The 20,483-nt window shown below is 75.6% G+C and carries 15 protein-coding genes and 1 pseudogene; 6 read left to right on the plus strand and 10 right to left on the minus strand.

All coding sequences use genetic code 11. The features are described 5' to 3' along the window. Positions 1–38 precede the first annotated feature (38 nt). The 5 genes from AMPC_RS16770 to AMPC_RS16790 form a co-directional block, all read right to left on the minus strand. Complete coding sequence (locus AMPC_RS16770) at positions 39–893, minus strand: lysophospholipid acyltransferase family protein (RefSeq protein WP_248342563.1); 855 nt, start codon at positions 891–893, stop codon at positions 39–41. Positions 894–905: 12 nt separating this feature from the next. Next, positions 906–2,354, minus strand: coding sequence for a sensor histidine kinase (locus tag AMPC_RS16775; protein ID WP_248342564.1), 1,449 nt, complete (start codon positions 2,352–2,354; stop codon positions 906–908). Between the two features lie 112 nt (positions 2,355–2,466). Further along, positions 2,467–3,408, minus strand: coding sequence for a polysaccharide deacetylase family protein (locus AMPC_RS16780; RefSeq protein ID WP_248342565.1), 942 nt, complete (start codon positions 3,406–3,408; stop codon positions 2,467–2,469). Then, a complete protein-coding gene (locus AMPC_RS16785) occupies positions 3,405–4,166 on the minus strand; it encodes a glycosyltransferase family 2 protein (protein ID WP_248342566.1) in 762 nt (253 codons plus the stop codon). Before AMPC_RS16785 ends, AMPC_RS16780 begins: the two co-directional genes overlap by 4 nt. Before the next feature lie 4 nt (positions 4,167–4,170). Then, a complete protein-coding gene (locus AMPC_RS16790) occupies positions 4,171–5,466 on the minus strand; it encodes a protoporphyrinogen/coproporphyrinogen oxidase (protein WP_248342567.1) in 1,296 nt (431 codons plus the stop codon). 164 nt (positions 5,467–5,630) lie between these two features. Between AMPC_RS16790 and AMPC_RS20620 the strand changes: the two are divergent. From AMPC_RS20620 to AMPC_RS16805, 3 genes and pseudogenes are all read left to right on the plus strand, one after another. Beyond that, a pseudogene (locus tag AMPC_RS20620) lies at positions 5,631–5,690 on the plus strand (hypothetical protein); the annotation flags it as partial. A 441-nt stretch (positions 5,691–6,131) separates the two neighbouring features. Further along, positions 6,132–9,287 (plus strand): tetratricopeptide repeat protein, encoded by a 3,156-nt coding sequence (locus AMPC_RS16800; protein ID WP_248342569.1) that lies wholly within the window; start codon positions 6,132–6,134, stop codon positions 9,285–9,287. 107 nt (positions 9,288–9,394) lie between these two features. Continuing rightward, the gene (locus AMPC_RS16805; RefSeq protein WP_248342570.1) at positions 9,395–10,870 is read left to right on the plus strand and encodes a TolC family protein; all 1,476 of its coding nucleotides are present in this window, start codon (positions 9,395–9,397) and stop codon (positions 10,868–10,870) included. 89 nt (positions 10,871–10,959) lie between these two features. Here AMPC_RS16805 and AMPC_RS16810 read toward each other — a convergent pair whose 3' ends face one another. The 5 genes from AMPC_RS16810 to AMPC_RS16830 form a co-directional block, all read right to left on the minus strand. Continuing rightward, the gene (locus AMPC_RS16810; protein ID WP_248342571.1) at positions 10,960–11,253 is read right to left on the minus strand and encodes a hypothetical protein; all 294 of its coding nucleotides are present in this window, start codon (positions 11,251–11,253) and stop codon (positions 10,960–10,962) included. A 219-nt stretch (positions 11,254–11,472) separates the two neighbouring features. Beyond that, positions 11,473–12,672 (minus strand): GAF domain-containing protein, encoded by a 1,200-nt coding sequence (locus AMPC_RS16815; RefSeq protein ID WP_248342572.1) that lies wholly within the window; start codon positions 12,670–12,672, stop codon positions 11,473–11,475. 58 nt (positions 12,673–12,730) lie between these two features. Beyond that, a complete protein-coding gene (locus AMPC_RS16820) occupies positions 12,731–13,666 on the minus strand; it encodes a GGDEF domain-containing protein (RefSeq protein WP_248342573.1) in 936 nt (311 codons plus the stop codon). A gap of 72 nt (positions 13,667–13,738) precedes the next feature. Continuing rightward, a complete protein-coding gene (locus AMPC_RS16825) occupies positions 13,739–14,035 on the minus strand; it encodes a hypothetical protein (protein WP_248342574.1) in 297 nt (98 codons plus the stop codon). A gap of 101 nt (positions 14,036–14,136) precedes the next feature. Continuing rightward, positions 14,137–16,107 (minus strand): APC family permease, encoded by a 1,971-nt coding sequence (locus AMPC_RS16830; RefSeq protein WP_248342575.1) that lies wholly within the window; start codon positions 16,105–16,107, stop codon positions 14,137–14,139. Positions 16,108–16,252: 145 nt separating this feature from the next. Here AMPC_RS16830 and AMPC_RS16835 point away from each other — a divergent pair, with 145 nt between their 5' ends. The 3 genes from AMPC_RS16835 to AMPC_RS16845 all read left to right on the plus strand — a co-directional run bounded on the left by AMPC_RS16835 (position 16,253) and on the right by AMPC_RS16845 (position 20,462). Continuing rightward, a complete protein-coding gene (locus AMPC_RS16835) occupies positions 16,253–16,876 on the plus strand; it encodes an OmpA family protein (protein WP_248342576.1) in 624 nt (207 codons plus the stop codon). Positions 16,877–16,956: 80 nt separating this feature from the next. Next, positions 16,957–17,721: a hypothetical protein gene (locus AMPC_RS16840; RefSeq protein WP_248342577.1), complete on the plus strand. Its 765-nt coding sequence runs from the start codon at positions 16,957–16,959 to the stop codon at positions 17,719–17,721. Positions 17,722–17,942: 221 nt separating this feature from the next. Then, entirely contained in the window at positions 17,943–20,462 is a 2,520-nt protein-coding gene (locus AMPC_RS16845) for a hypothetical protein (protein ID WP_248342578.1), read from the plus strand. The last annotated feature ends 21 nt before the right edge of the window (positions 20,463–20,483 follow it).

Below are 20,483 nucleotides of genomic sequence, written 5' to 3' on the forward strand. Positions count from 1 at the left end.
AAGCTGACGGGCGGGAGCGGGTGGGGCACGGGCGGTCCTTACCAGAAGACGTGCTTGCGCTCGGCGAGCCCCTGCTTCAGGAGCCCGTCGATGGCCCCCTTCACCGCGTCCACCTTCCGCTCGAGCTCGGCGTCGTCGTCGTCCGGCGAGCCCTCGAAGCGCAGCGGGTCGCCGAACCAGAGGTGGTACCGGGAGGGCAGCGGGAAGGGCAGGCCGGTGGGGGTGAGCGGCAGGGCCGGCATCGAGAGCAGGCGCGCCAGGCGCGGCAGCTCGGTGAGGGCCATCGACTGCTCCTCGGCGCCGACGACGCCGACCGGCACGATGGGGGTGTCGCACTCGAGCGCCAGCCGGAGGAAGCCCTGCCCGAACCCCTGGAGCTGGTAGCGCTTCGACCAGGGCTTGTTGAGCCCGCGCACGCCCTCCGGGAAGACGATCAGCGCCTCGTCGGCGGCGAGGAGCCGGCGGCAGTTCTCGGGCGTGCCCACGATCTGCCCGCAGCGGGCGTAGAGCGTGGAGACGAAGGGCAGCGTCGAGACCCACTTCTCCACCAGGGTGCGGGCCGCGCGCGGCGGATCGAGCTCCACGAAGAGCGCCACCAGGATCATGGCGGCGTCGAAGGGGAGCTGGCCGGAGTGGTTGGCGACGAAGAGCAGCCGGCCCTCGGGCGGGACCCGCTCGATGCCGTGGACCTCGACGCGGAAGTACTTGCGGTAGAGCCAGAGGAGCGGGGCGATGGCCGCGGTGGTGTACTCCACGTCGAAGCCGTACGGGTCCACCCCGAACTCGTTCCGGGGGGGCGTGAGCTTCTCGATGCGGGCCTGCGTGCCCGGCCCGCCGAGCTCGTAGGTGAGCGCCTTGAGCCGCTCCTGGAGGAGCTTGCCGAGGTCGGCCATGCGAGGGACTTATCACGGCGCGGCGCGCCTCGGCAGCCGCACGGTGAACGACGTCCCCTCCTCGGGCGTGGAGCGGACCTCCACGGCGCCGCCGTGGCTGCGCACGATCTCGCGGACGATGTAGAGGCCGAGGCCGAAGCTCCCGGCGCGCGGCCCGCGCGAGAAGGGCCGGAAGAGGCGGCGCCGCAGCTCCTCGGGGATCGGCTCGCCCTGGTTGCGCACCTCGACCCGGACCTCGTCCGCGAGCCCCTCGGCGGCGACCAGCACCGGCGCGCCCGGCCGGCTGTGCTGCACCGCGTTCGTCACCAGGTTCGAGACCACCTGCACGAGCCGCTCCGGGTCCCACTCGCCGGCCCCGTCGCCGTGGCTGGTGAGCCGGACGTCGCAGGAGGGCTTGAGCTCCCGCACCTCCTGCACGGCGCGGGCGCAGACCTCCTCGATCCGGGCCGGCCGCCGCGAGATGGCGAGGCCGCCCGAGGCCTGGATCCGGCTGAAGTCGAGCAGGTCGTGGATGATCGACTGCATCCGGTCGGCGCTCGAGGACATCCGGCTCAGGATCCGCGACCGGCGCTCCTCCGGCCCCCCCTGCTGGAAGAGGAGGTGGACGCCGGTGCGGATGGCGGAGAGGGGCGTGCGCAGGTCGTGGCTCACCAGCCCCATGAGGTTCTTCTGGAGCTCGGCGATCCGGCGCTCGGCGGTCACGTCGGCCACCACCACGCCGAGCCCCACCACCTCGTCGCCCTGGTGCACCGGGAACCAGCTCTCGCGCCAGGCGCGGACGTCGCCCGGGCGGCCCGGGGTGTCGCCCTCGAGCTCCACGTCGAGCATCGGCTCGCCGGTCTCGAGGATGCGGCGAAAGTCGCGGGCGCGCGCCTCGCCGCGGCAGCCGGGCAGGAGCTCCTGCACCGGCCGGCCGAGGTGCTCCTTCACCGCGACGCCGTCGAGCGCGGCGAGCGCGGCGTTGACCCGCTCGAAGCGCAGGTCGCGATCGACGAAGGCGAGGCCGAGGGGCGCGGCCGAGAAGAGGGCGTCGAGGAGGGAGGCGCTGCGGCTCGCCGCCTGCGCGAGCCGCATGGCGGAGCGCCGCTGCTCGACGTGCGCGGTCGTCTCCACCACCTGGACGAGGAGCTCCGCCGGGCGCGGCGGGCGGGCGGCCAGCCGGTCGAAGGTGAAGCTGTACCAGACCTCCCGGGGCGGGGCGCCGGGCCGCCCCCGGAAGAAGGGCACGTCGGCCGCCTGGTAGCGCTGCCCGCCCTCGAGGACCTGGGCGGCGAGCCTTAGCCACTCGGCCGCGTACTCGGGCCAGACCTCGGAGACGGTGCGCCCGACCATGGCGCGATCGGGCCGGAGCTGCTGGTAGGCCGAGTTGACGTAGCGGTACCGGAGCTCGGGCAGGTCGGGCTCGAGCACCGCGATGGCGGAGGGCAGCGCCTGCAGGATCTCCTCTGCCGGGAGCGCCACCTCCGCGGCGCCTGCGTCCTCCGGTCGCATCCGGATCCCCCCGGTGACCATTCTACGCGCCGGCCTCACGGGGAGTGTGGGACGACGGGGCGGGCGCCGGCCCGGGCGAGCCTCAGCCCTGGACGCCGAGCGCCGCCGGGACCTCCGCCAGGGGCCGCCAGGAGCGGCCGAGCGAGCGCGCGAACGCCTCGATGGCCGCGAGCTTCCGCGACGCCGGCGCGCGGAGGTCGCGCTGGCGGGCCGAGAGCTCCGGGCGCGTGTCGGAGGCGTCGAGGAGATCCACGCCGTGGAGCTCCAGGTTGAAGAGCGGCAGGCGCGAGGTCCCCGCCCGGGCGGCGCGGAGGAGCCCGGGCGGGAGGGTGGCCACGAAGGTGCCGATGAGCGGGAACCCCAGGAGCCCGGTGGTGATGGGCAGCTCCAGGAGCCCCGGGGCCGCGCCCGCGGTCGCCGGGCCGGGGCGGTACGGCTCCGCCGGGTCGGGCCGGTAGGGCGCGCGGGGCGCGGCCAGCACGCGGGGCCGGTCGAGGATGGCGCGCGAGGGTCGGCCGCGCAGCGCGAGCAGCCCCATCACCGCCGCCTTGGCGAGCCAGTAGGGCGCCGCCGGGAAGGCGGACGAGTCGTAGCGGTAGCCCTGCGCCGCGAGCGCCGCGAGGAGGGGCGCGGTGAGCGTGTACCCGGGCGCGCGGAAGCCGCAGGGCGGCGTCCCCACCGCCGCGGCGATCGCCGCGGCCCCCCGCGCCACCTCCGCCGCCAGCGCGTCCGCGGGGAGGCGCGTGAGCGCGTAGTCGTGCGAGAAGGTGTGGTTCGCGATCTCGTGCCCGCCGCGGGCGAGCGCCCGCACCGCCGCCGCGGCCGCCGGGTCGGCGAGCTCCTCGCCGACGGCGAAGACCGTCCCCCGGACGCCGAGCCGCGCGCAGAGCTCGCCGAAGCGCGCGGTCGCCTTCGCGTAGACCGGATCCGGGCCCGCGCCGGCGGGCGGGTCGGGCAGGCCGTGGATGCGGTGGTAGTGCCGGAGCGCGTCGAGGTCGATCGACAGCGCGGCGAGCCCGCTCACGCCTTCTCCGGGCGCTCCGCCTCGGGGTCGGTGGCGCGCGCCGGGGCCTTCACCCGCAGCACCCAGAACAGCTTCGCCACCTGCCGCAGCACGTTGGGGACCCGCTTGAAGAGGGCGATGGAGGGCGGCCGCTTCTCCTCGAGCGTGACCGGGATCTCGACCACCCGCTTGCCCTCGAGCGAGGCGCGCAGCACGAGCTCGCTCGCGAAGACGTCCTTGTCCACCACGCAGCGCCGGGCCACCGGCGCCACCCGCTCGCGCAGGAAGGCCTTCACCCCGTGGGTGTCGGTGCCCTCGAAGCCGAGCAGGATCGCGAGGAGCTGGTTGTGGACGTAGGTGGCGAGGCGCCGGTAGGCGGGCCGGCGGTCGCGCGAGCCCGGGGCGCGCTTCGAGCCCACCACCATGTCGGCCTCGCCGGCGTCGAGCACCGGGAGGGCGCGGTCGTAGAAGCGGACGTCGCAGAGGTCGATCTCGTCGCAGACCACCACCTCGCCGCGGGCCTCGAGGATCCCGCGCCGCAGCGCGAGCCCGTAGTTCGGCTCGTCGGAGTGGAGGAAGCGCAGCCGCGGCCGCTCGCGGGCGAGCGACTCCAGGATCTCGACGGTGCGGTCGCGGGACCCGTTCTCGGTGAGGATGAGCTCGTAGTCGATCCCGCGCTCGTCGAGCCGCGCCATGAGCTCGAGGCAGGCCTCGCGGACGATCGTCTCCTCGTCGTAGACGGGGATCACCACCGAGAGCCTGGGCGTCGCGGAGGGCATGCGGTCAGGCGTTTCTGCCGCATTCGCGCCCGGTGAGCAAGGCGTCTTCCATGGAGGAGTACTCCCAGCGCCCGTACCGCCCGGCGGTGAGGATGCCCTGCGAGGCGAGCCAGGCGACCACCGCGTCCTTCGCGGCGCCGTAGTCGGCGTCGTAGAGGACGTAGGCGTGCGGGATGGAGCGGGTCTCGAGGAAGCGCACATCCTCGCGCGAGCGGAGGAACCCGGTCGCGAGCAGCGCCTCCACCGCCTGCGGCTCGACCACCTCGGCGGGGAGGGGGGCGCCGGCGGCGAACTCGACGTAGAAGCTGCGCCACCCCGGGGGCGCGAGCGACGGCACCGCGGCCGAGGCCGAGCCGATCCGGTACGGGGCGTAGCGCTTCTCGGGGAGGTAGACCCAGTGGAAGGGGGGCGCGCCGACGTCGCGCGCGGCCACGTTGACGTAGGTGACGGTGTTGGCCCGCAGCCGCTCCGCCGCCTCGCGCACGGCCGGGGGCGCGTCCTCGCAGAGCCGGACCAGCTCCGGCAGCGGGATGGTGGCGACCGCGCTCGCGTAGTCCACCTCCTCGCCGGTGGAGAGCCGGCAGCGGCGCCGGGCCGCGTCGATCGACACCGGGTGGACGCCGCACTCGGCGGCGCGCGGCAGGCGGGCCACGAGCCCGCGCACGAAGGCCTCGATGCCGCCCTCCCGCGGGTAGACGAAGCTCGCGTTGTAGCCGGCCTCGTCCCCCTCGAGCCCGAGCGCGCCCCGGACCACCTGCGCCACCGTCGGGCGCGGCACGAAGCGGCCCATCCACTCCACGCCCAGCCGGTCGGGGTGCACCGTCCAGAGCTTCTCGTTGTACGGGAACATGAAGTTCCGCGCGAAGCCCTCGCCGAGGTGGCGGCGGATGAAGTCGCCGAAGGTGGCCGGCTCGCGCTCCCGCAGCGCGCGCCCCTGCTCGCCGTACTGGGCCTCGATGAAGCCGAGCACGTTCTCGGCGATCACCTCGGCCGGCAGCCCGGCGGTGTTCACCTGGTACGGGTAGCGGGTGAAGACCTGGTGGGAGAAGATCCCGGCCCGCCGCTCCACGGTGACCCAGCCGCCCGGCAGGGCCTCCTCGGCCAGCGCCCGCATGGCGGGATCGCGCAGGTGGAGCCAGTGGCCGGTGGCGTCGAAGAGGAAGCCCTCGCGGGCGTCGGTGCGGCAGAGGCCGCCCGGGCGCGCCGCGCGCTCCACCAGCCGGTAGGCGCGGCGCGCGTGGAGCGCGGCGGAGAGGCCGGCGAGGCCGGCGCCGAGGATGAGGACGTCGCTGTCCGGCACGGCTTCGAAGGCTCCGGTGGGGAGAGGCGGGTGAAGGTAGCATGCGGCTCGCTCCCTTGCCCGGGGAAGCGGGCGGGCCGTGCGATGGCGCGACCTTTGTCACGCCCGGGGGCCGATGGTACCCTCGGAGCCCTGTTTTTCAGCCCTTTTGCAAGGACGCACCGATGCGGGTCGCCTGCCCAGACTGCTCCGCCGAGTACGACATCGACGTCACCCGCGTCCCGGGGAAGGGGCTCAAGGTCCGGTGCCCCCGGTGCAAGAACGTCTTCCAGGTGAGACGGGCGGAGCCGGCCGCGCCCGAGGCCGCCCCGCCGCCGGCCGCGATCTCGCCGCCTCCGCCCGCCTTCGCCGCGCCGCCCGCCGCGATCGCGCCAGCTGCCGTGACCGCGCCACCCGCGCCGGCGGCAGCCATCGCCCCGCCTCCTCCGCTCCCCTCGGGCTTCGACGGCGAGCCGGACCCGTTCGCCGGTCCCGATCCGTTCGCCGCCTCGCCGTTCGACGCGCCCGCGTCACCGAGCTCCGCCTCGCCGTCCGACGCGCCTGCGTCACCGAGCTCCGCCTCGCCGTTCGGCGCCTCGCCGTTCGACGCGCCCGCGTCACCGAGCTCCACCTCGCCCTTCGACGCGTCCGTGCCGTGGGACGCGCCCTCGCCCTTTGGCGATCGCTTGCCACCCGGAGCCCCTCTTCCCCTCTCCCGCGGAGCGGGGGAGGGAGAGGGCGGGGGCGAGATCCGGAGCCAGCTGGCCGCCCCGCCCCAGCCCTCCTCGCCCGAGCGGGGAGGGAGCGCCGCCGGTTGGGGGGAGCCGTCGTCGCAGGCGGCCGAGCCATTCGACGCCGCGGAGCCTTTCCCGGCGGTCGAGCCGTTCGATGCCGCGGAGCCGTTCCCGGCGGCCGAGCCCGAGCCCTTCCCGGCCGCCGAGCCCTTCCCGGCCTCCGGAGCGTTCCCGGAGCCCGAGCCGTTCCCGGCAGCCGAAGCGTTTCCGGCGTCCGAGCCACCTCCCGCCGGCCCCGCCGAGCCGGACCTCGCCGCGCTCGAGGCGGCGTTCGGGGCGGAGGACGACCCGTTCACGAGCGTGCCGGCGCCGCCCACCGTCGGCCGGCCCGCCGCGCCCCCGCCGGCGCCCGCGCCGGAGGCGCCGCTCTTCGACGCGCCGCCGGCCCCAGCCGCGCCTGCCGAGGCGCCCGCCGCTTCGGGCGCGCCGCCCGCGGCGGAGCCGGACGGGCTCGGCGGGCTCGGCAGCTTCGAGGCGGCCGAGCTCGAGAACCTGCTCGACGAGGGCAAGGGCGCGTCGCACGCCACCCGCGCCGCCCCGGCCCCGGGCGCCGCCGCCGCCGCCGCCGGGCCGGGCACGCTCCCCATGGCGCTCGGGAGCGGCGCGCCCACCTCGGCGGAGGCGCACCGCGCGCCCTTCTTCGCGAGCCGCCGGCGCGTGATCGCGGCCGCCGGCGCGGGCGCGGCGGCGCTCCTCGTGCTCGCGGCCGGCGTGGGCGCCGGCTTCACCCACCACGGCTTCTTCTTCCACGCCACGCTCTTCCACCGCACCGGCCCGGATCGCCCGGGGGCCCGCTACGTCCGCCAGGCCCGCGAGAAGCTCGCGCAGGGCGACTACGCGGGGCGGCGCGCCGCCCTCGACCTCGCCGACCAGGCGCTCCGGATCGACGGCCGCGACGCCGAGGCGGCCGGCCTCTACGCCCAGGCCGCCTTCGCGCTGCAGCGGCTGCACGGCGGCGGGGACCAGGCCGCGCAGCGCTCGCAGCAGCTCCTCGAGGCCCTGGACGGCGACGCCGCCGAGCCGGCGCTCCTCGAGGCCCGGCTCGCGCGCGCGCTCCTCCCCGGCAACGAGGCCGGGCTCCAGGCCCCGCTCGCCGCGCTCGAGAAGCTGGCCGCGAGGGACGAGAAGGGCGCCGACCCGGAGATGTTCTACCTGCTCGCCGACGCCGCGCGGGCCCGCAGGGACCTCGCCAAGGCCCGCGCCTGGCTCGACCGCGCCGAGCGAGCGCGCCCGGGCACGGCGCGCGGCCGCGAGGCGCAGGCGCTGCTCGCGCAGGCCCGCGGCGACGCGCCCACGGCGCGCGCGCTGCTCGAGGACGCCCGCAAGCGCGAGCCGACCCGCAGCGCGGCGGCGCTCGAGCTCGGGGCGGTGCTCGAGGCCCAGGGGGAGCTCGGCCCGGCCGAGGAGGCGGCGCGGGCGGCCATCGCCCCCGACGCGGCGGGGCGGCTCGGCCCCCGCGAGCGGGCGCGGGCCCACGCGCTCCTCGCCCAGATCGCGAGCCGCCGCGCGGCCCCGGTCGCCGACGTGGAGCGCGAGCTCGAGCAGGCGGTCCGCGAGGACGCGGGCTACCTCCCGGCGCGGCTCGCCTGGGCCCGCCAGCTCTCGCGGCGGGGCGCCTACGACCAGGCGCTCGCGGCGCTCTCGCCGGCCAGCGGCAGCCGCGATCCGGTGTTCCTGGAGGCCTGGGCCCGGGCCCTCGCGCAGGGCGGCCGTCAGCTCGACGCCAACACCGCCCTCGACACGGCGCTCGCCGCCGCGCCGGGGGAGCCGCGCCTCCTGCTCGCGAAGGGCGCCGTCCAGGAGTCGCTCGGGAAGCGGGCCGAGGCGGAGAAGCTCTACGAGGACGCCGCCCGGCGCGACCCCGGCTTCTGGGAGGCGCGGCTCGCCCTGGGCCTCTCGCGGCTGCGCGGCGGCGACCCCGAGAAGGCCGCCCCCGACATCCAGCTCGCGGTGGAGAAGGCCCCGGGCGACCCCGAGCCGCAGGCCGGCCTCGGGGAGCTGTGGCTCGCCCGCAAGGACCTCGCCAAGGCGGAGCAGTCGTTCCGCCGGGCGCTGCAGCTCGACCCGCAGCACCCGGCGGCCCACGACGGGCTCGGGCGCGTGCTCCTGGCGCGCGGCGACGAGGCGGGCGCGACGGCCGAGCTCCAGAAGGCGCTCGCCGCCGATCCGCACCGGGCCGGGGCGCAGGTCTCGCTCGGCCAGCTCCTCTGGCAGAAGCGGGACCTCCCGGGCGCGCAGGCCGCCTTCTCGGCGGCGGTGGCGCAGGATCCGCGGAGCGCGCTCGCCCGCGCGCGGCTCGGCGCGGTGGAGCTCGAGCAGGGGCAGGCCGATCCGGCGCTGAACGACCTGCTCGCCGCCTCCAACCTCGACGCCGGCGTGGCCGAGGTCCAGTACTGGCTCTCCCGCGCCCTGCTCGCGAAGAACGAGACCGCCCAGGCGGTGGAGCACGGGCGCAAGGCGGTGGAGCTCGCGCCCGACGAGCCCGCGTACGCGCTGGCGCTCGGCGCGGCCCAGGAGAAGGCGGGCGCCGCGGCCGAGGCGGCCGAGTCGTACAAGGCGGCCATCGCCCGCGCCCCCGGGCTGCTCGAGGCCTACGAGCGGCTCTCGGGCGCCTACCTGTCGCAGGGGCGGACCGCCGAGGCGGTCGCGGCCCTCGACCGCGCCATCGCGGTCGCGCCGCGCGAGCAGCGGCTCAAGGTCGCGCTCGGCGACTGCCGCGCGAAGATGGGCCAGCCCGCGGAGGCGATCCGGCTCTACCGGGCGGCGCTCGCCGCCGACCCGGGCCAGAAGGCCGCCTACTACAAGATCGCGCGGGCCACCCACGAGGCTTCCGGCGCCGCCGCCGCGCTCGGCTGGTACGAGAAGGCGGCCCGGGAGGAGCCCCGGAACCCGATGCCCCACTACTACCTGGGCTTCGCCAGCAAGGAGCGGGGGGACCGGGCCGGGGCGGTCCGGTCCTTCAAGCGGTACCTCGAGCTCAAGCCGGACGCCGAGGACCGCAAGGACATCGAGGCCGAGGTCGAGGACATGGGGGGCCGCGCCCGGTAGCGGCCCGCCCCCGGCGTTTTGAGGGCCCCTTCCGGCCCGGAGTCCGTTACACCTACGGGCCTCGGGAACGAGCCGCCGCCTGTCCGGCGGCCCTCCCAGGAGGAACGATGACGGGTCTCACCCTGGCGCTCGCGCTCGCCGCGGCGCAGCCGCAGCCACTCCCGCCCCCCTCGGCCCCGGCGGCGCAGCCGCAGCCGCTCACGACCTCCGCCCCGGCGGCCGGCCCCGTGCTCCCGCTCGACGAGGCGCTCCGCCAGGCGCAGGCGCGCAACCTCGACCTCAAGGCGGCGCAGGCCCGGCTGGAGCAGTCGAACCAGCTCTCGGCCAAGGCCTGGAGCGGGTACCTGCCGCAGCTCTCGGCCGCCGCGACCTACACGCACAACAACGTCGAGGCCGCGATCCAGCTGCCGACCGGCTATTACGTCCGCGACGCCGCCGGCGGCGCCGTGCCGCCCGGGACGACGACCACGCAGCCCCCCGCCTACGATCCCGCGAGCCCGGCCAGCCCCACCAACCCGCCGGGCGGCCCGACGACGCTGCTCCTGTACCCGTCGGGCTACGAGACCGCGGTGGTGCAGAAGCAGGACCAGCTGAACGCGCAGCTCCAGCTCACGCAGGCCCTCTTCGCCCCGGCGGTCTGGTACGCCGTGAAGACCGCCCGCACCGGCGAGGAGCTCTCCGCCTCGACGGTGGAGGCCGCGCGCCGCGACATCCTCTTCGGCGCGGCGCAGCTCTACTACGGGGCGGCGAGCCTGAAGCAGGCGGTGGCGGTGCAGGAGCGGATCCTCGCCACCAACCGCGACCACGAGCGCGACGCCCGCGCCCGCTACGAGGCCGGGACGGTCCCCAAGATCACGCTGCTCCGGGCCGAGATCGACCGCGCCCGGTCGGAGCAGGACCTGAAGCGCGCGCAGTCCTCCTACGCGCAGGCCCGGATCTCCCTCGCGACGCTCCTCGACCGGAAGGACACGGCGTTCGAGGTGGAGCTGCCGCCCGAGCCCGCCACCGCCGCCGGCGACCTCGAGGCGCGGGCCCTCTCGGAGCGGCCCGACGTGCGGGCGGCGCGGCAGACGGTGACGCTCGACGCGCAGCAGCGCGACGCGCTCTACACGGGCTACCTGCCCGCGCTCGGCGCGTTCGGCCACTACCGCTGGTCGAACGCCTCCGGCTTCACCGGCCTGGACACGAGCTGGGATCTCGGGCTCTCGCTCTCCTGGAACCTCTTCGACGGCGGGCTGCGCGAGGCCAACCTGCGCGAGGCCCGCGCGCGCCTGGCCGAGGCCGAGGCCACCCGGGCGAGCACCGAGGCCAAGGCGGTGGACGAGGTGCAGCGTGCCCGGCTCGACCTCGACAGCGCGGTCGCGAACCGCGCCAAGGCCGACGAGCAGCTCGCGCTCGCGCGCGAGAACCACCGGCTCGTGGAGGTGAACTTCCGCGCCGGCGCCGCCACCTACGTCGAGGTCTCCGACGCGGTCTCGGCGCTGGTCTCGGCGGAGCTGGGCCGGGTGAACGAGGGGCTCAACGCCGACCTCGCCGCGCTCCGGCTGCAGAAGGCGGCCGGGCTCTTCAACCCGGTGAAGTAGGGCGCCGCGAAAGCGAATCCCCGGGCCCTCGCGCGATCGAGGACCCGGGGATCCGGCGACCGGCCGGGCTGGGCGGCCGGCGCGAGGCGCTACTGCGTGCCGCCGTCGGTGGCGGGGGCCGCGCCGCCGGTGCCGCCGGCGCCGGAGGTGCCCATCTCGTCCGAGCTCTTCTTGTGCTTCTTGTGCTTGGTCTTCTTGTGGGTCTTCTTGGTCTTGGTGGTGGTGGTGGTGCTGGTGTCGCCGCCGGCGGCGGTGGAGCCGCCGCCCGTGGTGCTGCCGCTCGTCGCGCCGCCGGTGGTGCTCCCGCCGGTCTCCTGGGCCAGCGCGGGCAGCGAGGTGACGAGGAACGCCGCCGCGATCAGCATGCTGAGCTTCTTGATCATCACGTCTTCTCCTTGTCGGGTTCTCCCCGGTTTCGGAGAAACATGGTGAGCATCGGCCGTGCCACAAGGCTCGTCGCGGCGAAACGCCGCGAGGGCGGCCGCAGCCGCGCGCGAGGGCACCTCTGCGGGTGAAGCGGGATGGGACGGTGCGCGGCGGGGGCGGGGAAACCGGCCATGCCCGCCCGCACGCTCTGCGAGCCGCGGCGGCCCGGGCGGAGCCTACCCGCGCAGCGCGGCCCGCGCGATCGCCTGGGCGAGCAGGTGGCCCACGGCGATCATGAACTCGCGCTCGCCGTCGTCGAGCCGGCGGGACTTCCTGAACGCGAGCCCGACCGCCCCGAGCGAGCGGCCGTCGCAGAGGAGCGGCACCACCGCGCGGGCCTGGTCGCCGAGCAGCTTCGGCAGCTCCTGCACGTTCGGGTAGGCGTTCTGCAGCGCGTCGACGGTGTCGATGAAGATCGGCGTCTGCGTCCGGTGCGCCTCGGCCACCAGGGCCGGGGCGTCGGCGGGGAACACGCGCCAGCGCTCCAGCAGGTCGGCCGGCCAGCCGTAGGCGTAGAGCATCTCGAGCGCGCCGTCGGCGCGCAGGCCCACGAGCGTGCCGCGCGAGGGCTCGAGCATCGAGAACCCGTTCTCGAAGGCGACGCGGGCCGCCACCACGGGCGGGAGCGGCGCGGAGAGCGAGGCGGCGACGGACTGGAGCCGCCGCAGGCGGGCCACGCCCTCCTGGGCGAGGATGCGCTCGTGGCGCTCGACGTCCACCTCCTGCTGGGCGGCGATGCGGGCGGCGCGCTCGTCGGCCATCCGCCGGGCGTTGTCGATGGCGAGGGCGGCCGGGCCGGCCACCTCGCGCAGCGCCACCAGGTTCGACTCGTCGAAGCCGGGCAGGGTGGTGGAGCGGATGAGGGTGATGGCGCCGATGATCCGGTCGCGCGACTGCAGCGGCAGGATGATCATCGAGTTGGGCCCGATGGCCCGCAGGATCTCGAGGTGCGACTCGTCGTGGGTGGCCCAGGCGAGGACGCTCGCGTCGATCTGGCGGATGAGCCGGGGGCTGCGGTCCCGCATGCTCTGCACCGACGGCGTGGACCAGTCCACGCCCATCGGCAGCGCGCGCATCCGGGAGGCGAGGTCCCCCTTGGTCGGGTCGGCGTGGCCCACCTCGACGCGGCGCGGCACCCCCTCGTGATCGATGAGGTCGATGAAGCACCAGTCGGCCACCGACGGGACGAGCGCCGCCACGACGGTGCGCAGCGTCCCGCGGTAGTCCACCGAGTCGGTGAGGAGCCGGAGCAGCAGGGGCTCCTCGGTGGTCCGGCGGGACTCGGCGAGGGCGCGAGCGGCGCGCTCCGCCTGCGACAGCCCGGAGAGCGATGGATCAGCGGTGGGCCTGAGGGGGGTGCCGAGGGTGACGCGCATGGCCGAACGGGTATCTCACCGCCCTGTCGGCCGGTCAAGCCCCGCCCGACGCGGCGCGTCAGGGCGCCTCGGCGTCCGGCTCGGCGACGGTGACGCAGCCGTTCCGGCCGTTCTGCTTGGCCTGGTAGAGCGCCCGGTCGGCGGCGGCGAGCAGGGCCCGATCGGTCTCGCCGGGCACGTAGCGGGTGAGCGCCGAGATCACCGCCGCGCCCACGCTGACCGTCACCCCGAGCTCGTGCTCCTGCCAGCCGCAGCGCGAGCGCTCCACCGCCTTGCGCACCCGCTCGGCGAGCGCGCGGGCGCCGGTGGGACCGGTCTCGCGCGCCAGGATCACGAACTCCTCGCCCCCGTAGCGGGCGAGCACGTCCTCCTTGCGGACGGCGCCCTGCAGCACGTAGGCGACCATCTTCAGGACCTCGTCGCCGGCCAGGTGGCCGAACCGGTCGTTCACGCGCTTGAAGTGATCGATGTCGGCGATGAGCAGCGCGAGCGCGCGCTGGTGACGCTGCGCCGAGGCGAGCTCGGCGGCGAGCCGGTCGGCGAAGTGGCGCCGGTTGTAGAGCCCGGTGAGCGGCTCGTGCATCGCCCCGCGCGCGAGCTTCCGCTGGTACTCGGCCTCCACCTCGTCGGCGAAGGCGAGCTTCAGCACGGTCGAGACGCCGAGGTGGATCCGGGCCCCGTCGGCGAGCCGCAGCTGGCCCACCCGCGCGCCCTCGACGTAGGTGCCGTTCTGGCTGCCGAGGTCGCGCAGCTGCGCCGACCCGCCCTCGACGTGGATGCTCGCGTGGAGCCGCGAGACGCCCTCGTCGCGGATGCGGATGTCGGCGCCGTCGCGGCGGCCGATGGTCAGCTCGCGCCCGGGCTCGAGCGCGTGGATCTCGCCGAAGTGGGGACCCGACAGGACGATGAGGTAGGGGCGCTTCTCGGGGTGGGCCGCGCCGAGCGGCGAAGCGGTGAAGGTCTGGTCGGTCGGCTCGATGATTCGCTTGGGCATGGACGGGGTCCCGCGTGCGAGGGACCGATTCTACCCAATGTAGGCAGATGAGCGAGAAAGTGAGTCCAGGACTTACGGCGTGGCGTCGGCCATGACCGTGAGCACGGGGTAGCGAACCCCGTCGGCGCCGACGCGCTCGCTCCAGGTCGCGGCCCCGGCCGGCTGGCCGTTCACGCGCGCGACGAAGGCGGCGGGGGCGATGCGCGGCGCGGCGGCCGAGCCCGGCGCGGCCGCCACCGTGATCCGCGCCGAGCGGACCACCCGGCAGCTCACCCCGACCCGGGCGTCCGCCCGCCCCGCCGCGAACGCCGGCGCGGACGCGAGGAGCGTCAGGGCCGGGAGCGCGCGGAGGAGCGACGGAGACCGCATGCCAGGCAGCTTCTTCATCCCCCGGGCCAGGGACGCGGCCCCTCCCGTGGCCGGGCGCCGCGGCCCTTCGGGCTCGCCAACCCAAGGCAATCCGGCCGGATTCAGGCGTAGCGGGGATGTGGGCGATCCGGAGCCGTCTCCCGACCTTTGCCTCCGGTCCGGCTCGCCCCGGGGTCACCCGGCAAGGGTTGCCGGGCACCCCGCCGCCGCTCGCGCAGGTACCAGGGGGCGTCGATCACGAGCACCTGCGGCCCCCCCTCGAAGAGCAGGGCCACCTTGAGCGCCGTCGCGGTGTGGCTGTGCAGGAGGTAATGGTACCAGCGCTTCTCGATGAGCTCCGGGACGAGCACCGCGACGAACCGCTCGCGGTCGGTCGCGGCGAGCGCCCGCGCGTGATCCACGATCGGCGCCACCATGCGCCGGTACTGGGAGCGGACGATCTCGAGCCGCGGGGGCGCGAACCCGGCCGCCCGCGCCGGCCCCGCCACGAGCGCCTCCCAGCGGCCGGTCAGGTCCTCGCGCTCGTAGCCCTGCGCGAGCACCTGGACCGCGCGGACCTCCGGCGAGATCTCGAGCGCGAAGCGGAGCGCCTTGCGGGTCACCTTGTCGAGCTTCTTCACCGGCACCAGGACGAGGGGCGGCCGGCGGGCGCCGAGCTCGAGCGGCGCCTCGTCGCAGGTGGCGGCCTCGGCCCGGTCGTAGGCGCGGCGCACGGCGCGGAAGAGCGCCCAGAGGGCGCCGACGCAGAGGATCGAGATCCAGGCGCCCTCCAGGAGCTTCGAGGCGGCCACCACGACGAGGGTGGCCCCGGTCGCGGCCGCGCCCACGGCGTTGACCGCCAGCGAGGCCGGGCGCCCGCCCTGGCGCTTCCAGTGGCGCACCATGCCCGCCTGGGAGAGCGTGAAGGCGCCGAAGGCCCCCACCGCGAAGAGGGGGATGAGCCGGTCGGTGATGCCGCCGAAGCCGGCGAGCAGGAGCCCGGAGAGGACGGCGAGGAGCAGGATGCCGGTGCCATAGACCAGCCGGCGGTTCGAGTGGGCGAACGCCTCCGGGAGGTAGCGGTCCTGGGCGAGCACGCGGCAGAGGCGCGGGAACCCGGCGAAGCTCGCGTTGGCCGAGAGGCAGAGCACCGCCACCACCGCCCCCATGGTCACGCCGTAGAAGACGCCGCGCCCGGCCACGGCGCCGACGAGCTGGGAGAGGACGCTCTGGTAGCCCGGCTCGCGCGCGTCGGTGGCGCCGATCCCGTAGGCGCGGGCCAGCACCGCGACGCCGGCGAGGAGCGCCACCAGCACCGCGACGATCGTCGCGAGCGTGCGGCCCGCCTCGCGGGTGCGGGGCTCGCGGAAGATGGGCACGCCGTTCGAGACCGTCTCCACGCCGGTCATGGCGGTGCAGCCGCTCGCGAAGGCGCGCAGGAGGAGCCAGAGCCCGAGCGGCTCGACGGCGGCCGGCAGCCGGCGCGGCGGGACGAGGGGCGCCGGGTGCCCGCCCGCCGCGACGAGGTGCGCGATCCCGAGCCCGACCGCGCCGAGCAGGCAGGCCACGAAGAGCCAGGTGGGCACGAGGATGGCGAGCCCCGCCTCGCGGACGCCGCGCAGGTTCACCACGGTGAGGAGGGCCAGCAGCGCCAGGCAGAGCGGGAGCAGGTGCCGGTGCAGGGCCGGCACCGCCGACACGAGCGCGCCGACTCCGGCCGAGATCGCGACCGCGACGTTGAGGAGGTAGTCCACGGCCAGCGAGGCGGCGGCGAGGAGCCCCACGCCCTCGCCCAGGTTCTCCTTCGCGACCGTGTAGGAGCCGCCGCCGTTCGGGTAGGCGGAGATGGTCTGCCGGTAGGAGACCCCGACCACCACCAGGAGCGCCACGATCACGGCGGTGACCGGCACCACGTGGCCGACCGCGGCCGAGCCGGCGGCGGTGAGGAGGACCAGCGCCGCCTCGGGGCCGTAGGCCGCGCTCGCGAGGGCGTCGAGCCCGAGCACCGGCACGCCGGCGAGCGGCCCGATCCTCTCCTGCCCCGCGGCCCGGTCGGGGATGGCGCGGCCCAGCAGCAGGTTCGCGAGCCTCATCCCCGAAAGCTAGGCGCGCGGCGGCGCGCGCCGGAGCGCTCCGCGTCCCTTGCGGGCGCTCGCTCGCTCGCCGTTGCATCAGGCGCCCGCCGGTGGCATCTAGGCGTCCAGCCGAACCCTCCACCCCCGCCGGAGCGTGACTCGAATGACGAAGCCTGCCCGAATCGCCGCCGCCGCCCTCCTGGTCACCTTCTCGCTCACCGCCTGCGCGACCGCGGGCAAGCGCACCGCGATCGGCGCGGGCGGAGGCGCCGCCGCCGGCGCGGGCATCGGGGCGCTCCTCGGCGGCTGGAAGGGCGCCGCCATCGGGGCGGGCGTGGGCGCGCTGACCGGCGGCTCGGTCGGCCTCTACCTCGACAAGCAGGCGAAGGAGCTCGAGGAGGTGGCCGAGACCAAGCGCACCGAGAACGGCGTGCTCGTGAACATGAAGAGCGAGATCCTCTTCGACACCGGCAGCGCCATCCTCAAGCCGGCCGCCATCGCCCAGCTCGAGAAGGTGGGCGACATCCTCGCGAAGTACTCCGACGACCGCGTCCAGGTGGTCGGCCACACCGACAACACCGGCAAGGCGTCCACCAACGAGCAGCTCTCGGAGCGCCGGGCGCAGGCGGTGAAGGAGGTCCTGGTCGGGCGCGGCGTGCAGCCGGCGCAGATCACCGCCCTCGGCCGCGGCCAGACGCAGCCCATCGCCGACAACGGCAGCGCCGCCGGCCGGGCCAAGAACCGCCGCGTCGAGCTCCACATCGACGTGCCGCAGCCGACGGCGTAGCGGCCGGGCCGGGCGGGGGAGCGGGCGCTCGACGCGGGCCCCGCCTTCGTGCTCTCATCCGCGGCTCGGAGGTCCACCGCGTGAAGCCCGCCGCCGCCGCGTCCCTCGCCCTCGCCGCCGCCGCCATCGCGGCGGCGGTCGCGTTCCGGCCGGGGCCGCGCGCCACCGCGGTCGAGGTGCCGCTCGCGCCCGACGCCGGGTTCCAGGCGAAGGACGTGCAGGGCGCGCTCACCGAGCTCTCCCACCAGCTGCGCGCGCTCGAGGAGCGGCACGGCGCGGTGGAGGCCGCCTCGCTGCGGCAGGAGCAGGCGCTCGGGGCGCTCGGCGCCGCCGCGCAGGCGCGCGAGGAGCGGGCGGCGAAGGCGGAGGAGCGGGTCGCGGCGCTCGAGCAGGCGGTGGACGCCGGCCCGGCGCTCTCGGCGCCCCACCGGACGCGGCTCGACTACCTCGACGACGCCTGGGCCGAGAACGTGAGCCCGAACTACCGGAAGCTGCGCGGGCTGGGCCGGTTCTCGAAGCAGCACGACCGCTCGAGCCTGCTCCTCGTCTGGAGCTCCCACGTCGAGGCCTCCGGCCAGCCCGGCACGTTCTGCGACTTCCAGCTCCGGATCGACGACCGCCCCGACGGCCAGGCCGAGGGCGGCGGCGGGCGCGCCATCGCCTACGTCCCGTCGGGCGGCGCGGCGACCGCGCAGGCGGTCGCGGTCACCACGCTCTTCGAGCGCGTGGGCGCGGGCTCCCACGCGGTGAGCCTCTGGGTGCGCGGCACCGCCGCGAGCTGCCAGGAGAACTACGGCGGCTTCCCGCGCTCGGTGCTGGTCGAGGAGTCGGGCGCGGTCCGGTAGTCCCCGGGTCGAGGGGCGGTCGGGCGGACCGGGGAGGTCGGCGCCACCAAACGCCCGCTTTCGAGCAATTCCGGGCCCTTCGCGCACCGGGCGGGGCGACGGGGGGGTCGGCCGGCACCGGGCGGAGCCGGCGCAACCGCGCGGAACCCGGCCCGCGCGCCGCTGGCGCGGGGCGTGCTCCCTGCGGACCCGGACCTCCCACTCGAACCCCGGACGAAGACATGACGACCAGACGATCCACCGCGGGCTGCCTCGCGGCGGCCCTCCTCGCCGCGGGCTGCGGCGGCAGCAGCGGCGCCAAGACCCCCGGCGGCACGCCGGGCGGCGGCACCGGCGGCACGGCCGGCATCGCCCTCCCGCGGGAGATCTCCGCCCTGCCCACCCGCACCGCGACCGGCTCGGCCTCGGCCTCGCGCCTGGCCCTGGCGGCGCAGCCGCTCGACGCCTCCACCGACTACGGCGCGGCCCGGACGGTGAAGTCCGTGGACGAGCCGGCGCTGTCGCAGTTCGACATCCTCAACACCATCTTCAACGCCCTCGGCCAGACCCACTACGCCGACGCCGAGAACGTCGGCAGCGGCCCCTACGGCGCGATGGTGAGCTGGGTCGAGGACCACGGCGACTCGCAGCAGAAGCAGGTGAACCCCTGGGTGGTGGACTCGTCGCTCACCACCGAGGGCGGCAAGCCGGTGAACGTGGTCCGGATCTGGATGAAGCAGCAGATGGGCGACGGGCTGCTGCACCTCATCAAGGTGGGGCTGCGGATCTACGAGGCCCCCACGCAGCGCGCCGACGGCTCCTACGCCGACTACGGCGTCTGGACGCTCGACGCCAAGTTCGACGACACCGGCACCCGCTACTTCGCCGCCTCGGCCGCGCGCGACGCGACCGGCGGCTCGGTGGTGATGCTCCACGAGGTGGAGGCCACCGGCAAGGAGACCCGCGGCGTGCTGCACAAGTCGGACGCGGCCGGCTACGGGCAGGTGGTGTACCCCGACTACTCGAGCTGCAACAGCCCGGACTGCACGCCCACCCCGGTCGCGGTCGCCTACGTGTACGACGCCGACCACGTGGCCCTGAAGCAGGGCGCGACCGTGGTCTTCAAGGACCGCACCAACGTGGTGGACCTCGTGAACCGCTACGGCCTCTATGACGCCGCGAGCGGCGCCGACGTGGCGCGCACCCACGCCTTCGGCTTCCCGGTGCAGTTCACCGACGCCAGCGGCAACCCGCAGTACGGCTACTACGGCGCCTGGCAGGGCCGCCACCAGCTCTGGGCCAACGGCGCCGCCGTCCCCGCGGGCACGGTGGTGACCCGGCAGGATCGCGCCTCGGGCCAGCCGGTACAGCAGTTCACCGTGTCGCCCGTCTTCACCGGCACGCTGGTGAAGCGGACGCTCGTCGCGGCCGACGTGCAGGACGTGAAGGACCTCGTGGTCGAGACCTGGGTGAACCTGAGCCAGAACCTGCGCTTCGACGGGACGCAGTGGCAGAGCTGCGTCAACCCCGACTATTCCGTCCAGCCGCCCGCCTGCGGCGCCGGCTCCGGGCCGTTCACCGACTTCCAGAGCCTGGTGGTGAGCCCCGGCGACACCCGCCGCATGGTGAACGTCAGCTACTTCGACCAGGCCGCCATGCAGCCGCGCAACCTGGTGTACGACCCGGCCGGCCCGTCCGGCGCCGGCTTCTACTACGCCACCGGCGGCATGGGCGCTCCGGCCGTCTCGACCGGCGTGGCCTTCACCCCGACGGCGGGCGCGCAGCTCTGGGTCAACGTGAGCGGGTCGATCTACATCTCGTTCGACGGCACGAGCTGGGTGCAGAAGACGCTCGTCTCCTTCGACCCGAGCACCTACACGCCGACCTTCGCCCCGGCCGCCACCGGCGACCACCCGTACGTCCTCGAGCTCGGCCGCGAGTACTACATCAACAACCCGGGCGCGAACTACGTGGTGAAGCGCACCGCCGCCGCCACCTACGACGTCCGGATCGAGCTGCAGAGCGTGGCCAACCCGGTGAACGCGGCCACCTTCGTGCCGGCCGGCACCACCTTCCAGCAGCAGATGGGCGGGACGAGCGGCTCCACCTTCCAGTTCGTCACCGACGCGGCCTCGCCGAGCTTCATGAAGCTCGTGTACCTCACCGTCGGCCAGGCCGACGCCACCGCCGGCGCCAAGGCCGGCGACGTGGTGAAGACCGGCCAGTGGGGGCTCGCGGCGCTGCAGGGCGGCCAGCCCACCGGCGTGCAGTACAACTGGGAGTACCCGAACCCGAACGACGGCGGGAACGGCCCGCAGGGGCAGCAGTTCCTCCTCGCCGCCGGGGGCGCCTACCAGCTCCTCGACGACCCGCTCCGGTTCACCGGGGTCGCGCTCGCCAACCACGCCGGCGTCACCAAGACCTACGCGCTCCAGTTCGACGGGTCGTGGGTGAACGGGCTCCCCGACGTCTACCAGGACCTGCGCAAGGACGGCTTCCTGCTCACGCCCGAGCTCGCCGGCAAGGTGGTGGTGATCCCCGACGGCACGCAGGTGACCGACGCCGCCGACGCCACCCGCAAGTACGTCTTCAAGCCGCTGCAGGTGCGCGAGTACCTCGCCGTGATCTCCGACCCGGGGAACCTCGACCTGTCGGCGGCGCTCGGGCTCGATCTCTCCGCGGTGCCCGGCTTCGTGGACGCCGGCCTGGGCGCGCTGCCCGACGTCGCGGTGAAGTACTCCGAGGGCGCGAAGGTGCAGTAGGCGCGCGGCGGGCGGGGTGAT

Source organism: Anaeromyxobacter paludicola, from assembly GCF_023169965.1.
GTDB classification, from domain to species: Bacteria; Myxococcota; Myxococcia; order Myxococcales; family Anaeromyxobacteraceae; genus Anaeromyxobacter_B; species Anaeromyxobacter_B paludicola.

Coding starts and splice junctions, on each gene's coding strand:
- AMPC_RS16820 (WP_248342573.1), bottom strand. CDS start 13,666: ATGCCCAAGCGAATCATCGAGCCGACCGACCAGACCTTCACCGCTTCG.
- AMPC_RS16805 (WP_248342570.1), top strand. CDS start 9,395: ATGACGGGTCTCACCCTGGCGCTCGCGCTCGCCGCGGCGCAGCCGCAG.
- AMPC_RS16785 (WP_248342566.1), bottom strand. CDS start 4,166: ATGCCCTCCGCGACGCCCAGGCTCTCGGTGGTGATCCCCGTCTACGAC.
- AMPC_RS16825 (WP_248342574.1), bottom strand. CDS start 14,035: ATGCGGTCTCCGTCGCTCCTCCGCGCGCTCCCGGCCCTGACGCTCCTC.
- AMPC_RS16845 (WP_248342578.1), top strand. CDS start 17,943: ATGACGACCAGACGATCCACCGCGGGCTGCCTCGCGGCGGCCCTCCTC.
- AMPC_RS16835 (WP_248342576.1), top strand. CDS start 16,253: ATGACGAAGCCTGCCCGAATCGCCGCCGCCGCCCTCCTGGTCACCTTC.
- AMPC_RS16830 (WP_248342575.1), bottom strand. CDS start 16,107: ATGAGGCTCGCGAACCTGCTGCTGGGCCGCGCCATCCCCGACCGGGCC.
- AMPC_RS16810 (WP_248342571.1), bottom strand. CDS start 11,253: ATGATCAAGAAGCTCAGCATGCTGATCGCGGCGGCGTTCCTCGTCACC.
- AMPC_RS16815 (WP_248342572.1), bottom strand. CDS start 12,672: ATGCGCGTCACCCTCGGCACCCCCCTCAGGCCCACCGCTGATCCATCG.
- AMPC_RS16770 (WP_248342563.1), bottom strand. CDS start 893: ATGGCCGACCTCGGCAAGCTCCTCCAGGAGCGGCTCAAGGCGCTCACC.